17 protein-coding genes are annotated in these 14,734 nt (G+C 41.2%); 8 read left to right on the plus strand and 9 right to left on the minus strand.

Annotation, left to right across the window (positions count from 1 at the left end; genetic code table 11):
• Positions 1-14 precede the first annotated feature (14 nt).
• A complete protein-coding gene (locus tag KA713_13440; protein UXE65474.1) occupies positions 15-764 on the plus strand; it encodes a DeoR/GlpR transcriptional regulator in 750 nt (249 codons plus the stop codon).
• Here the strand turns inward: KA713_13440 and KA713_13445 are convergent, their stop codons facing one another.
• From KA713_13445 to mltG, 5 genes are all read right to left on the minus strand, one after another.
• Entirely contained in the window at positions 765-1,994 is a 1,230-nt protein-coding gene (locus KA713_13445; GenBank protein UXE65475.1) for a carboxypeptidase-like regulatory domain-containing protein, read from the minus strand. It abuts the gene before it with no gap.
• Positions 1,995-2,050: 56 nt separating this feature from the next.
• Positions 2,051-3,250 carry an anhydro-N-acetylmuramic acid kinase gene (locus KA713_13450; protein ID UXE65476.1) on the minus strand — a complete coding sequence of 400 codons (1,200 nt, stop codon included), beginning with the start codon at positions 3,248-3,250 and terminating at the stop codon, positions 2,051-2,053.
• A 29-nt stretch (positions 3,251-3,279) separates the two neighbouring features.
• Positions 3,280-4,275 carry a YihY/virulence factor BrkB family protein gene (locus KA713_13455; GenBank protein ID UXE65477.1) on the minus strand — a complete coding sequence of 332 codons (996 nt, stop codon included), beginning with the start codon at positions 4,273-4,275 and terminating at the stop codon, positions 3,280-3,282.
• A 135-nt stretch (positions 4,276-4,410) separates the two neighbouring features.
• Positions 4,411-4,818 (minus strand): acyl-CoA thioesterase, encoded by a 408-nt coding sequence (locus KA713_13460; protein UXE65478.1) that lies wholly within the window; start codon positions 4,816-4,818, stop codon positions 4,411-4,413.
• Positions 4,819-4,905: 87 nt separating this feature from the next.
• On the minus strand, positions 4,906-5,952 hold the full coding sequence (mltG, locus tag KA713_13465; protein ID UXE65479.1) for an endolytic transglycosylase MltG: 1,047 nt from the start codon (positions 5,950-5,952) through the stop codon (positions 4,906-4,908).
• A 125-nt stretch (positions 5,953-6,077) separates the two neighbouring features.
• Here mltG and KA713_13470 point away from each other — a divergent pair, with 125 nt between their 5' ends.
• On the plus strand, positions 6,078-6,701 hold the full coding sequence (locus KA713_13470; protein UXE65480.1) for a threonylcarbamoyl-AMP synthase: 624 nt from the start codon (positions 6,078-6,080) through the stop codon (positions 6,699-6,701).
• A 25-nt stretch (positions 6,702-6,726) separates the two neighbouring features.
• Here the strand turns inward: KA713_13470 and KA713_13475 are convergent, their stop codons facing one another.
• The 4 genes from KA713_13475 to rocD all read right to left on the minus strand — a co-directional run bounded on the left by KA713_13475 (position 6,727) and on the right by rocD (position 10,186).
• Positions 6,727-7,488, minus strand: a complete 762-nt coding sequence (locus KA713_13475; protein UXE65481.1) for a hypothetical protein — start codon at positions 7,486-7,488, stop codon at positions 6,727-6,729.
• Positions 7,489-7,510: 22 nt separating this feature from the next.
• Positions 7,511-8,551, minus strand: coding sequence for an NAD(P)-dependent alcohol dehydrogenase (locus tag KA713_13480; protein ID UXE65482.1), 1,041 nt, complete (start codon positions 8,549-8,551; stop codon positions 7,511-7,513).
• A 6-nt stretch (positions 8,552-8,557) separates the two neighbouring features.
• Positions 8,558-8,710 (minus strand): hypothetical protein, encoded by a 153-nt coding sequence (locus KA713_13485; protein ID UXE65483.1) that lies wholly within the window; start codon positions 8,708-8,710, stop codon positions 8,558-8,560.
• Positions 8,711-8,953: 243 nt separating this feature from the next.
• The gene (gene rocD / locus KA713_13490) at positions 8,954-10,186 is read right to left on the minus strand and encodes an ornithine--oxo-acid transaminase (GenBank protein UXE65484.1); all 1,233 of its coding nucleotides are present in this window, start codon (positions 10,184-10,186) and stop codon (positions 8,954-8,956) included.
• Positions 10,187-10,242: 56 nt separating this feature from the next.
• On the opposite strand from rocD, the gene rmuC reads away from it, so the two are divergent.
• The 6 genes from rmuC (at position 10,243) to KA713_13520 (ending at position 14,701) form a co-directional block, all read left to right on the plus strand.
• Complete coding sequence (gene rmuC / locus KA713_13495; protein UXE65485.1) at positions 10,243-11,559, plus strand: DNA recombination protein RmuC; 1,317 nt, start codon at positions 10,243-10,245, stop codon at positions 11,557-11,559.
• A 56-nt stretch (positions 11,560-11,615) separates the two neighbouring features.
• Positions 11,616-12,833, plus strand: a complete 1,218-nt coding sequence (locus KA713_13500) for an ABC transporter permease (protein UXE65486.1) — start codon at positions 11,616-11,618, stop codon at positions 12,831-12,833.
• A 75-nt stretch (positions 12,834-12,908) separates the two neighbouring features.
• Positions 12,909-13,385, plus strand: coding sequence for a hypothetical protein (locus tag KA713_13505; GenBank protein ID UXE65487.1), 477 nt, complete (start codon positions 12,909-12,911; stop codon positions 13,383-13,385).
• 96 nt (positions 13,386-13,481) lie between these two features.
• A complete protein-coding gene (locus KA713_13510; GenBank protein ID UXE65488.1) occupies positions 13,482-13,856 on the plus strand; it encodes a co-chaperone GroES in 375 nt (124 codons plus the stop codon).
• Between the two features lie 60 nt (positions 13,857-13,916).
• Positions 13,917-14,456, plus strand: coding sequence for a Uma2 family endonuclease (locus KA713_13515; protein UXE65489.1), 540 nt, complete (start codon positions 13,917-13,919; stop codon positions 14,454-14,456).
• 20 nt (positions 14,457-14,476) lie between these two features.
• Positions 14,477-14,701, plus strand: a complete 225-nt coding sequence (locus KA713_13520) for a hypothetical protein (protein UXE65490.1) — start codon at positions 14,477-14,479, stop codon at positions 14,699-14,701.
• Positions 14,702-14,734: the final 33 nt, after the last annotated feature.

Raw genomic sequence — 14,734 nt, forward strand, 5'->3', positions numbered from 1 at the left:
AATAAGCCTGACCTATGCTCAAAGAAGAGCGACTTAATTATATAGTTAATGAGGTGAAGATCCGCAACAGGGTTCAACTGGTAGACATTGCCCAAAAACTTGCTGTATCGGAAGACACAGTGCGCAGGGATTTAAATTACCTGGATGAGCAAGGCAAAGTGAAAAAGGTTCATGGAGGTGCTATCTCCAACTCTTTTCACGTCTACACTTATCGTGAAGACCAGATTTACGCGTATGAAAGCAAATCGGTTATTGCCGCCAAAGCGATTAGCCAACTGAAAGAAGGAGATGTGGTGGTGATGAGTGGGGGCACAACCAACTTGGAGGCAGCAAGGCTAATTCGTAATGATTTAAAAATAACTGTATTTACACCTAGTTTGCCCATTGCCATGCAATTGCTGGTTCACAAATCAATAGAAGTAATATTTGTGGGGGGTAAACTTTCGCACGATGCTCAAATAGCGGTAGGGGGCGATGCTATTAGAACGCTGCAACAAGTGAAAGCCGATGTGTGTTTGATGGGCACCGGTAATCTTGACGTTAACCACGGGCTCACCGAGTTTGATTGGGATGTAGTGCAACTAAAAAAAGTAATGATTGAATCGGCTAAGCGTGTAATGGTACTTACGATTTCTGAAAAGATAAACTCTTCTCAGCGCTTCAATGTTTGTCCCGTCACCTCCATTCATACATTGATTACCGAACTGCCACAAGATGCCAATGCCCTTCAAGATTTTAAAGAAAAAGGGCTGCAAATTTTGTAATCAATCCTCATTTACTGGTTCATAGTCGAGCGGTAGCAAGGTTGCAATTTTCTCTGACCACGACCAATAGTTCTCAAGAAAAATACCCCGTACATCTTCGTAATATCCGTTGCTATAAATCTTTAACGGGGTCAACACGCGCAAAATAGAACGCTGCTTTATCCGCTGCTCTCTTCGTGCAATGGTTTGTGCGTAGATGGGGTCCTCTAGTCGATCATACTGAATCGCAAGCAAGCCTTGATAATTTGCTTCACCCGTTTGGCTCGTCATAAATTCTGTACCCGTAAGTTTTTCGCTGACCACACTATCTATCTCTTTTGGCAGATTGCGCAGCCGTAAATAATAACTGAGGCTATCACCTTTAAAATCCTTTGCGTTAGAATAAAAATTGATCTGAAGTTGACCATCACTCATTTGCTTTTTTCTCAGTTCATTGATTTTTGCCGAAAGGTGCTCATCGGATGGTCGTTCCTTATTGGGGATTCTAAAAAGGCGCGAAACTTTAAAGTCATTTTCTCTCCACGCTTGATTTCGCCAAGAGCGCATGAAGTGTAACAGCGATCCTTCATAAATTCGCTGCCTCTCTTTCAGCCAATTCTTTTTTTCGCGTTCGTTCTTAGCAGCCATCTCTTCAAATTGTGGAAGACCATAAATATTAAACAGGCCACTTCTACTAGCATATTCAAAATGATAAAGATGATACTTGATGCGATAGCCAGTTGCTTTGTTTTCAACTATGATAGGTTGTTTGGCGTAGGCTACCAATGTTGCATCTTTTGGGTCGAAGTAAAGTGATAAATCTTTCGGGTTGAGAATTTTGCACTGCTGTGCATACTTGGAAGTACCTAAAAAGTGATACTTGAAATCTCGATAGTTCCTATTCCATCCAATGGTATCCGGCTTTACTAAAATTTCCTTCAATACTTTGGCTTCTGGGGCAAGTTTTTGATGAATGATTAAATGGGTAGAGCCTTCAAAGGTTACCGACTGCTGTGCAGTAGCGTAGCCAACAAAAGTAAGAGTAAGGTCATATTTGCCTGATGGAAACCCAGAGAAACTAAACTCACCATTGATGCTGGTACTTGCACCAAAAGTAGTATTGGCAAAGAATACATTGGCAGATGGAATGGGCTCTCCCGTTTGCTCATCTACTACTTTACCCTCTATTTTGTTTTGCCCAAAAGCAGCAATAGAAAGTAGCGTGATTAACAGGAAGAGTACTTGATTCATGGTGCTAAGCTAATATTCTTCATAGAATTTACTTACTTAGACTACGTTAATTAAGGTTAATTTGGTAATGAAATCTTGCCCATCGATACGCTCGGTATTCCATTGCGGCCAGAGCCGTAGTTTACTTGCCCTCCACAAATGCATTCGTTGGCCAATGTTGCAAACAGCACCGCTTCTTTTGCATCGGGGTGAATGCCCAAATCTGCAGTGATTAAAAACTCTTGATGTGAAAGTTGTGACTTCAAATGCTGCATCAGCAAGGGGTTGTGCATACCACCACCGCTGGAATATATTTTAAAATCAGTTCTGTCTTTTAAGCACTCACGAAGTGCCACCACAATCATATCGGCTGAAAAACGGTTGAGGGTGGCCATGGCATCTTCATGCGAAATGGATTCTGTTTGCGATTGTTGCTGGGCTTGAGACAAATAATTAAGATTGAATAACTCAGGGCCGGTAGTCTTAGGAAAAGCTTGCTGAAAGAATGAATGGTTCTTCAATGCCTTCAAGAGTGCGTCATTTATTTTTCCTTGGCTAGCCACCTCGGCATTCTCATCAAAGTATTTGGAAAAATGCTTTTGCATGTAGGCGTCCATCAACGTATTGCCCGGGCCAACATCGGTACTGAATACTTCATCGGCATTTACTGTGCCGGGCAAATATGTAAAGTTGGCAATGCCACCAATGTTGAGCATAATGCGGTTCTCTCCTTTTTTAGAAAAGATTAAAAAGTCTCCATACGATGCCAACGGGGCGCCTTCTCCACCACCGGCAATATGCTTTTGCCTGAAGTCGCTAAGCGTGATAATGCCCGTGGCATGGGCGAGGTGATCACCATCGCCAATTTGCAATGTTGCATTGCCAAACTTTTCTTTTTGGTGAAGGGATTTTGGTGCATGATAGATTGTCTGTCCGTGGCTGGCAATCAAATCAATTTCGTTTGACGAGCGCTTCCATTTATTTAAACAACCCAAAATCAGGCGGGCATACTCCAATGCTACCCAAGCATTGAGCAAACAGACTTTTTCTAAACTGACCATATCCTTTGAAAAAACCGATTTGATTTCCTCTTTGAAAGAAGCACCGTAAGGAACGGTTTGAAATTCCAATAATTCGATTTGTGTATCCAATCCATTTCCGCGAAAACTGCACAGCGCCACGTCCAACCCATCCAGCGAGGTGCCAGACATTAAGCCAATGATTAATCGTTCAGGTTTTTGAGTGATCTTAAACAATGATTCTACTTGCTTGTTCATAGTAGGTTTATATTCAATGGACGGACTGATTATCTTATCGTTTTCTCTAATCGTTGGCTGCGTTGAAAATTTTTAACCGCCTCCATTTTTCTTCCATAGTGTAAACTCGCATTCACTTCGTACCCATACAAAAGAATTACAGTCACGAGTTGTATCCAAGCCATCAGTGCAATCAACGCACCTATAGAACCATATACTTTGTTGTAGCTACCAAAGTTGGTGATGTACACAGAAAATCCATACGACAGTGCAAGTATAGCAAGTGTGGCCAGAAACGAGCCGATGGAAAAAAAACTCCAGTTGTAATGAACGGCCGGCCCAAAATAATAGATAAAGGAGATCGCCAAAAAGAACACAATAAAGATTACCAAAAATCGCAATGCAAAGAGCATGTAGATTGTGAAACTATCCAAATTTAGATGACTGAAGTCTTCTAGGTGCGATAAAATATAATTGAGAACGAACTGACCCACAATGAGCAAGACGATAGCCGAAATCAATACCAACGCTAACGTCAGCGTAAGCCCCAGAGCCGTAACGCGCATGCGAAGCCAATGACGTTTTTCTACCGTGCGATAACAGGCATTGAAGGCACGCATTAAGGCCATCATACCATTGGTAGACAAATAAAGCGCAAACAAAACACCGAATGTCAACAATCCACCCCGCTGCTTGCTGATAATGTCGTACAGCGTTGATGAAATGGTGTCGTACATTGATGGCGGAACCAGCGATTTGATGAAATCCATTATCGTGACTGTTGTTATTTCTGGAAAATAAATTGAAATATAAGGAACGAGTGTAAACAAAAATATAATCGCGGGGAATGTGGCCAATATAAAATTGAATGCCACTCCATTGGCGCGATCCATAATTTCATCCTCGCTGATGTTGTAAGAGAAGATTTTAATGAACTTATACAGCGAAAGGTTATCGTACTTCTTGAGTTTTATCCGCTTAAGCCAACTGCGTCCGGTGCGGGCACTGTTAAATTTTAATATCCGCTTTCGGGTAACGTATTTCATGACTGAATTCGGAAATTTGGAAATGCGTTAATTCGAAAATGGATTGTACGTTCATAGCTTATGCCCCTAAGGATACAACTCCGCCTACTCTGATGCTTCCTCATTTTCAAATTTTGAAATCGGCTCATCTTCAAATTAATGAAAATAAGGTTTCAATACTTCCATAAAAGTCTCCGGTGGTCTGCACGGTCTACCCGTTTTCTTGTCGACAAATGCTAAATGTGTTTCGCCTTCGTGAATGAGTTTGCCATCGCCATTGTAAATTACGTAACTAAATCGAATGCGCACACTTGGTTTTTCGTGTATGGTGGTCACGATCCGCAAATGATCATCGTACAATGCCGCTTGATGAAATTTAGAATGGTTTTCAAGCACGGGCATCATCACGCCATCGTTTTCTAATTTTTTGTAGGTGAGACCTAATTGGCGCAGCGCCTCTACTCGGCCCACCTCGTAATACATGGCATAGTTACCATAATACACATAACCCATTTGATCGGTTTCACCGTATCGCACACGGACAAAAGTTTCGGAGGAATACATTCTTAGGAGATAGGAGTAGGGTTTCTGATTAATTATTACCGAAAACTGAATACCGATTGCTGAATACTAATTACCACTTATCAACTACTACTTACGAGCGGCCGCCTTCGTCATCTCCGCAGTCAATGCCTTTTGATATTTTCGAGCGTTCACATTGTGTTCATCTAAGTTTTTGGCGAAGTTGTGGTATCCTGAAAAATCCTCTTTGGCGCACATGTAATAATACTTGTGGTCTTCCGCATTGAGCACCGCATCTATGTTTACAATTTGTGGCACATTGATGGGGCCCGGTGGCAGACCAGGAAATTTATAAGTGTTGTAGGGCGAATCGATTTGCTTGTGTGTATTCAGCACCCGCTTAAGCGAAAAATCACCCGAGGCATACACCAAGGTGGGATCCGCTTGCAAGGCAATGTTTTTTTTCAGTCGGTTAATGTAGAGTCCTGCAATTTTTGGTGCTTCGTCTTCTTTCACCGTTTCTGCTTGCACAATCGAGGCCAAGATGGATACCTCGATTGGCATTAAACCAAGTTTGTTGGCTTTGGCAAGTCGATCGGTATTCCAGAATCGCTTGTACTCTTCATTCATTTTCTGAATCAGGCTTTCTGGGGTAACGTTGAAATAAACTTCATAGGTATTGGGGATGAACATGCAGCGGATGTTTTCCTTTGTAAAACCCTCTTTATTATTTTCAATAAATTTTTCAAGTGCCTCTTCAAATTCATCGGGCGTTACGCCAATGTTTTTGGTTAACTTCTCCCCGAGCTCACTCGTCAACCGCACATACGAAAACGTAACCTTTACTGGTTCTTGTTTACCTGATTTTAAAACTTTGATGGCTTGCAGATTGGTCATGTTTCTGCGCAAGATGAAGCGCCCTGGAACAATTTTTTTATTGTAGCCATTTAGCTTCGCCAAAAAACTAAAGGAAACCATATCGTTTACATAATTGCCGTTGCCTAAGTCCCTGAGCACGGATTGGTAGGTAGCCCCAGACTTCACCACAAACAATTTATCGTCTCTATCTACCAGCACATTGGCTACGTACACAATTTGGTACGTGTAAAACGTGAATGTGATGAGCAAGATGGAACCCACTAAAAAGCCAACAAGTTTTATTTTCTTTACATCCATTTGACAAAGGTAATAAATAGTCTTTTAGTCAATAATCGGTTTTCCGTATTCGCTTTTCAAGTAATCGGTAATCAGAAATCTGCTCTGAACTCCTATAACCAAATTCCTATCTCTTATCTTGCATGATGCCTGCGGAACTTCTATCCATTCACCCCATCAATCCCGAACCCCGAAAAATTAACCGGGTGGTTGAGGTTTTACAAAAAGGTGGCGTGATTGTGTACCCAACTGATACGATTTATGGAATCGGTTGCGACCTGATAAACAAGCGCGCTGTAGAGCGACTATGTGATATAGAAGGTGTGAAGCCACAAAAAATGAATTTATCCTTTATCTGCAACGATCTTAGTCATATCTCAGAATATGTGAGGAATTTACAAACACCTGAATTCAAAATTTTGAAACGATTGCTGCCCGGGCCATTTACATTTATCTTCGAATCCAACTCAAACGTGCCCAAGATTTTGGGCGTGAATAAAAAAACAGTAGGCATTCGTATACCCGATCATCACATACCGCTAGAGATTGTAAAGTTATTAGGCAATCCTTTGATAACATCTTCCATTAAAGACGATGATGCTATAAAAGAATATACCACGGACCCCGAGGAAATCTATGAAGACTTCAAACACAAAGTTGATTTAGTCATCAACGGAGGGATGGGTGGTAATGTGCCGTCTACCATTGTTGACTTTACGGGAGGTGAACCGATTGTGGTAAGGCAGGGGTTGGGAATATTCAAGACGTAAGGTTGGAAACCGGGCTACCAGAAACCTACTTTTCTTTTTCTGATATTCTTTTTAGTTTGAAAAACCAATATAGGCCACCCAATGGGAGTCCGAACGTCCATGCTGCATTGAGGTAACCCATATACGAAAAGCTAACACCTAACAGGAATTGAAAATTCAATGGCTGAATTGAAATGCCTTTGACAGCAAGGCAACTAAACGCTGGGACATTTATTAAAATTACTGCCAAGTATTTAAGCCATTTCTTTTCTAAGCTGCTTCGCTTAATTTTTCTTATTACATAGATATTAAAAATTGGAACACACAAAGCTACCAAACCAAAAAGCCAAAATAATGTCATTGAAGGGATAGGCTTTTTTATGTCAAGCGTATTAATGCTCATTATTTTTTTTGACGAATCATCAAACAAAACTTTCAAAACTCCGAAATCTCTATTGTTAGAGAACTGAACTAAAACAAGCGTTGTCTTTGGTGACGTCCCTTCTTCATCATTTGTTGAGAATTTTTTTTCAGATTTCATAAAAGAATAATCCAACTGTGAGCCAAAGTTTGAGACAATGGCTTCTCGAAAATCCTTAAAAACCATTTTCATAGTATCGATATTCGTACCCTTGGCAGTTGGGTGTTCCAAGGCCATCAAGCTTACACATTTGTCATACTCTTCATTCAACAAAGCCTGCGTAAACTCGATGGTTGTTTTTTTAAACTCAAATGTATTTTTGATAAAATCACATCCAGCTAAACAAAATATCAAAAAAAATAATCGAAGAAGACGCCTTACGTTCATAAAGATTAGTAGCAAATTCGAACTACAAGCTAGCCATATCAATCACAAACCTATACCTCACATCACCTTTCACCATCCGTTCATACGCTTGATTAATATCTTTGATGTCGATCAATTCAATATCAGAAACGATGTTGTGCTCGGCACAGTAATCCAACATTTCTTGGGTTTCAGGCAAGCCACCGATGGAAGAGCCCGCTACGCTTCTGCGGCCACCCACAATTGAGAACGGTTGAATTTCTAGTGCCTTCGAAGGTAATCCAACCAAAATATGCGTGCCATTTGTTTTTAACATGGACAGATAAAACCGAAAATCATGTTCGGCTGAAACAGTATCGATGATAAAATCAAAATAGCCCTTCACCGATTTCGCTTGCGCGGGATCACTCGTCAACACAAATTTATGGGCACCCAATTTTTTGGCTTCTGCTTCTTTGCTGGCCGATGTGCTCAGCACCGTAACCTCCGCGCCAAACGCTGCACCAAACTTTACCGCCATGTGGCCCAATCCTCCTAAGCCTAAAACTGCCAAGCGATGACCTTTGCCAATTTTCCAATGGCGCAAGGGCGAATAGGTGGTAATGCCCGCACACAATAATGGCGCAGCGGCTGCCAACGAAATTTTTTCTGAAATACGAAGCGTAAAATCTTCGTGAACGACCATGATGTTGGAGTAACCACCATAGGTAGGCAAACCGTCCTTGCCCATCCCATTGTACGTTGGCACAGCACCAACCGTGCAATACTGCTCTAAACCTTGCTTACAATTTTCACATCCACGACAGGAGTCCACCAAACAACCAACACCCACTAAATCACCAACTTTGAATTTTTTAACCGCACCACCAATTTTTGTAACCTTCCCTACTACCTCATGGCCCGGCACCATGGGAAAAATTCCAGGAAACCACTCATTGCGGATTTGGTGCAGATCAGAATGGCACACGCCACAATAGTTGATATCGAATTGAACATCATGTGCGCCCACTTCGCGCCTTTCAAAATTCCAAGGTGCAAGTGATGAGGTGTGAGTCTGAGCTGCGTAAGCTTTGGTTATTGTCATTTGGAATTAGTTGTCCTTTCCGGATTTAAGTGGTTCAATTTTCTTTCTTAGAGTTGTCGCACTTTCAGAGCGAGGTTGTAAATGTGGAGGTTTATTTCTGACGATAGAAAAATAATCGGTTCTATCCTTTACACCAGTAGCTTTTAATGTCTTCTTCATATGGTAAATCTATTTGAAGTGCTTGTAATTCGTAATTTGGGTCAGATGAAATTTTATATGCGATGTGAATAAACTTTCTTCTATTGCTAAAACCTACTATGTAATCGAAATTTGAAAATGGCTTTAACTGAGACTTCGTATTGGCAAATATACTCTGAATTTCATCCAATGTGATATTAAGTTTCTTAAGTTCTAGCCGATCTATAGAAGAGAAATCTATTTAGAAATCAACATTCATACCTGTCAAAATTCCAAAACCACTTTCTCAATAATATCGCAGCACTCGTGCAATTGCTCTTCGGTAATCACCAATGGTGGTGCTAATCGAATGATGTTTCCATGGGTTGGCTTTGCCAGCAATCCATTATTTACAAAACCTTCGCAAATGTTCCACGCGGTTTCACTCTGAGGCGTGTCGTTTATCATAATCGCATTCAGCAATCCTTTGCCTCTTACGAGTGTAATCATATTGGTGCGCTTCATAAAATCCGTCATCCGTGTCCGGAAAATTTTCCCTAGTCGTTCAGCATTGTCGGCAAGATTTTCATCTTTGATTACTTGCAATGCTTCGACCACTACAGCCGAGGCCAGTGGATTGCCTCCAAACGTAGAGCCATGTTCACCAGGCTTTATCACCAGCATTATTTCATCGTTGGCCAACACCAACGAAATCGGCAACACACCACCGGACAAAGCTTTGCCCAAAATCAACATGTCGGGCTTTACATTTTCATGATCACTCGCCAGCATCTTGCCCGTGCGCGCAATGCCGGTTTGTATTTCGTCCATCATCAACAACACGTTGTGCTGCTTGCAAAGTTTTTCGGCAGACTTCAAATAACCCTCGTGTGGAACATATACACCCGCCTCGCCTTGAATCGGTTCAATCCATAAACCGCATACGTTCGGATTGGCTAATACTTTTTCAAGTGCCGCCACGTTGTCATACTCAACAATTTCAAAACCTGGCATAAATGGACCAAACCCTTTGGTGGAGCTCGGATCGGTTGATGCTGAGATAATCGTAGTGGTGCGCCCGTGGAAATTTTTTTTCACTGCTACAATCACGGCTTGATTATCGGGGATACCTTTTTTGGTATAGCCCCACTTGCGGGCTAGCTTAATGGCTGTCTCGTTTGCCTCGGCACCACTGTTCATAAATAATGCCTTGTTGTAACCAAACGTTTCGCACACGTATTTTTCGGCCACGCCCAATTTATCGTTATAAAAAGCCCGCGAGGTTAATGTTAATTCTTTTGCCTGCTCGATCAATGCGTTGATGATGCGCGGATGGCAATGGCCTTGGTTGACAGCACTGTAGGCAGAAAGAAAATCGTAATAGCGTTTTCCCTCCACATCCCACAAAAACACGCCCTCACCTTTGCTCAACACCACTGGAAGTGGGTGGTAATTGTGCGCACCGTATTTTTCTTCTAACTGAATTGCCTCTTGGCTAGATGTAATTGTATCGACCATAAAATTTTAATTTCAAAGAGCTATAAAGGTAGCGAAATGATCTAAATTTACAGCCCATGGAAATACTGTTTATACTGATTGGGCTATTGGTAGGTGGTTTGGTTGGCTGGCTGATCAGCAAATCGTCTTTAGCAGGCGGATTGCAAGATGCCAAAACCCGTTTGTTGGTAGAGCAAGAAAAGAGCAAATCGTTGATCGATCAGTTGGACGCACAAAAAAAGATATTGGAATCGGAACGGGAAAAAATATTAGACCTAACCAACAGCTTGGCGGCAGCCGAAGCGGACTATCGCAACTTAGAAGAAAAACTAGAGGAACGAAAAGAAGAAGCACAAGAGCTACAAAAAAAGTTTACCGATCAATTTAAAAACCTCGCCAACGAAATTTTTGAAGAGAAGAGCAAAAAATTCACCGATCAAAACAAATCCAACATCTTTGATTTACTAAAACCGTTGGGTGAAAAAATTGTAGAATTTGAGAAACGCGTGGAAGAAACCCATAAAGACACCATCTCACGCAATTCTGCTTTACGCGAACAGTTAGAAAATTTGCAACGACTAAATGTGCAGATGACCAAAGAGGCCGAGAATTTAACCCGCGCCTTAAAAGGCGACAGCCAAACACAAGGGGCATGGGGTGAGTTTATCTTGGAAAGCATTTTAGAGAAATCAGGTCTTGAGCGTGACCGCGAATATTCCATTCAAGAATCATTTACAACGGCAGAAGGTCGGTTGCGGCCGGATGTGATCATTCGTCTGCCCGAAAATCGCCATGTGGTAATTGACTCAAAAGTAAGTTTAACCGCTTACAACAGTTTCATCAATGCACAAACCGAAGAAGAAAAAGTAATTGCCTTGAAAGCACATCTTATTTCTATTCGTCAACATATGAAAGGGCTTTCTGAAAAAAATTATCAAAACATTTCAGATCAAAGCTTGGATTTTGTGATCATGTTCATCCCGATTGAACCAGCCTACATTTTGGCCATCCAATCAGAGAAAAATTTATACGAAGAGGCTCTTCAGCGAAGGATAGTTTTTGTGAGCCCTACCTTATTGATCCCCTCTTTGCAGTTAATAAAAAACGTATGGAAGCAAGAGTACCAAAATCGCCACGTACTAGATATCGCCAACAAGGCAGGCGATCTGTATGATAAATTTGTGGGTTTCACTGAAGATTTGATTACACTCGGTCGGCACATGGATTCGTCCAAAAAGATGTACGAAGAGTCGATGAAAAAACTCTCCGTTGGAAGCGGCAACTTAGTGCGCAGAACGGAAGAGCTTAAAAAATTAGGAGCAAAAGCAAGTAAGTCGATTGATGGCAAATTGCTCAGTCGGTCAGATGACCAAGCTGATTTATTCAATCAATAGTCAACAATTTGTAACATTTTGCTTCTAAATTGGTCTTGGAGCATGAACCTAACAGTATGCTCAAAAAAATAGTTACTTCCTTTAAAATGGCCGTGGGCAACATGCACGGCAATCTCTTTCACACCTTGCTTTCGATTTTAGGGATGATCATTGGGGTAGCAGCCCTCGTTTCGATTTTATCGCTCATCGATGGCATGGAAAAATTTGCCAAAGACCAAATCAGCGAAACCACCTCTCTAAAATCAATTGCGCTAACGCCCAGAAGCACAAGAACCGTCAATGGCATTTCAGTAAAAAAAGATTCGTTTGTATACGTTACCTATTCCAAATTCAAAGAATTAGAAAAATCGATCAAGCAGCAAGCAAAATTTTATCTCATCAGCACACAATCAGCCGAAGTGAGCTCACCAGAAATTTCATCTCCCATAGTGAGCATGGTATATGGCTGCAGTGAAACCATGAGGCCCGGGCTCACACTCCTAAAAGGCAGATTGTTTACCATCAATGATTTTAATTCGAACCCTATCAACGCAATCGTAAACAAATCTTTTCTTTCGGCATCGGGCAAATCAGATTTCGCTTGGCTAGGTAAATCACTCCAAATCAATGGCCGTGAAATAAAAATTATTGGCATCGTGGATGAAAAATCTGAACGGCCAGAAATTTATTTGCCCATCACTACCTTCAGCCATGCAGAACTAAAATCATATCCGCCTTCAATTTCCGTGGATGTAGCCGAGGTAGAAGATGTGGCTTCAGTGAAGCAATCCATTAGCGCATGGATAAAAGAGCAATACCCCAACAATACTGATGACCTTGAATTGATGACGCATGAGTTCCGATTAGAGCAAGCGACCAAAGGCTTTATGCTGTTTCGCGTCATCATGGGTTTGATTGTAGGCATCTCAGTTATCGTGGGCGGCATTGGTGTGATGAACGTGATGTTGATTACCGTTACACAGCGTACCACTGAAATTGGTGTGCGAAAAGCATTGGGAGCAAATCGCAAAGATATTGTATTGCAGTTTTTAGCCGAGGCTGTTTCTATTTCAACATTGGGTAGCCTTTGCGGGTTGGTGTTAGGCATCTTGGGCACGATGGGCATCATCCCTATCGTGAAAGCCATTACAAAAGTTCCCTTTCAAGCTTCTTATACCTGGAACACCATTGGCGTAGTAGCCGTTCTCGCCATTGTGGTCGGAATTATTTTTGGAACCTATCCCGCCATTCGTGCTTCCAAGTTAGATCCGGTAGAGGCGATTCGAAAAGAGTAGTAAATTTTTTTGGGCATGGCCATGTGAGGCCAAAGTAAGTTGCAGGTTGGATTCTTAACTGCAATCTTTGCACATATGAAAGTAACTGCCGACAACAAACTCAAGAATTTTATACTAATAATAGTCTCATTAGCTGCATTTATACAAAATGTTTATTGCCAAGCTAATGTCAGCGACACAGCTTTATATCAACTTAAGGTAGTTCGTCACTTTGAATCTTTATCAGAAATGGCCACTGAAATAATTAACTTGAGGGATAATACGGGTTATCTTGTCTTTAAAAGAGATACTTTGATCTATAAGTCAAAGAGCAAGAAGTCGGCTAGGTTATTCGATGTGAAAATTTGCTATTGTGATATCATAAGTTTTGAGAAATATAATTTTGGTGGGATCATGCCCAACAGGATTAAAGTTATCACACTTGATAAAGTTTATCAATTTGGGACCTACAAACGAAGAACGGCAATACAAGTAGCACAAAAACAAATGTCACTTTGCAAAGAGAAACCAAGCCGCAAACTCGTTAAAGAAACTACCGAAGGCAACATGTGACATAATGATGCTCAAATCAAAAAAAGATAGTGGAGATCGTGAATTTTGGCGATTCATTTTTTGTCTATACTTTGAGCCGTTATTTGTGTAAGATTAATGAAAGTAACTGCCGACAACAAACTCAAAAAATTAATTGTGGTGGGCGATCGTGTGCTCATTCGTCCTGCCAAGGAATCTGACAAAACAGAAAGTGGTTTGTATTTGCCACCCGGTGTACAAGAGAAAGAAAAAATACAGCGCGGTTATGTCATCAAGGTTGGCCCTGGCTATCCGCTGCCCATGCCTGCCGATGAAGACGACCTTTGGAAGGGCAAAGAAGATCAAGTGAAGTATTTGCCCTTGCAAGCCCAGGAAGGTGACTTGGCTATTTTTTTACAAAAGGGTGCCATCGAAGTCATGTATGAAGGTGAGAAGTATTTTATTGTGCCACAGGTTTCTATCTTGATGCTTGAGCGGGAAGAAGATTTATGATTTTTTGATAACTTTGAATCAATGGAGTCAGTTACATTAAATATTCCCGTAGATTACCCGATGACGGATGATGAGCTATTTGCTTTTTGTGCTGCAAATAAAGAATTAAGAATTGAAAAAGATGAACTAGGACAATTAATCATTATGTCACCAGCAGGAGGGGTTACCGGAAATTTGAATTTTAGACTTACTGGTATTTTTTTTCAATGGGTAGAAAAAAGCAAACTAGGTTACGGATTTGATTCTGCAACAGGTTTTCGTCTGGCTGATAAATCGATGCGTTCCCCTGATGTATCGTGGATAAAAAAAGAAAGATGGGAAGCCCTAAAGGTAGAGGATCAAGAAAAATTTGCGCCCGTTTGCCCAGATTTTGTGATTGAAATACGTTCTAAATCAGATTCGTTTAGTCAGTTAAAATCCAAAATGGAAAAATGGGTTGAGAACGGTTGTAAATTGGCTTGGCTCATTGATCCGATCCAGCAAAAGTCGTATGTGTATAAGTCTCATACTGCCGTGGAAGAAATAACTGGCTTTGATAAAACACTTCATGCAGAACCTTTACTTCCTGGTTTTGAGTTGAACCTCAATCGGCTTCTCTAAATTCTTCCAACCTAAAAGTTATGGCAGGCCTCTCTTTTAATTCCCTGCGGGTGGGCAAACAATATGTACTTACCAACTTTGGAGAAACCTTTGAATTTGAAATTGAGCAAGCACTTTCGCACCACGATTTTAAAGTAAAAGATTTGTTTACGCTCGAGCGATATACCATCAAAGAGCTGATTAAGTTTGGCAGGGGTAAAGATTTTGAAATTCGCGAGAAAGAGACCGATATGGATTCGTTGTGAAAAGTATTTTTTTTAGTAGTCGCTAAGAGGACT

It is taken from the genome of Chryseotalea sp. WA131a (assembly GCA_025370075.1).
In the GTDB taxonomy this organism is placed as follows: domain Bacteria; phylum Bacteroidota; class Bacteroidia; order Cytophagales; family Cyclobacteriaceae; genus ELB16-189.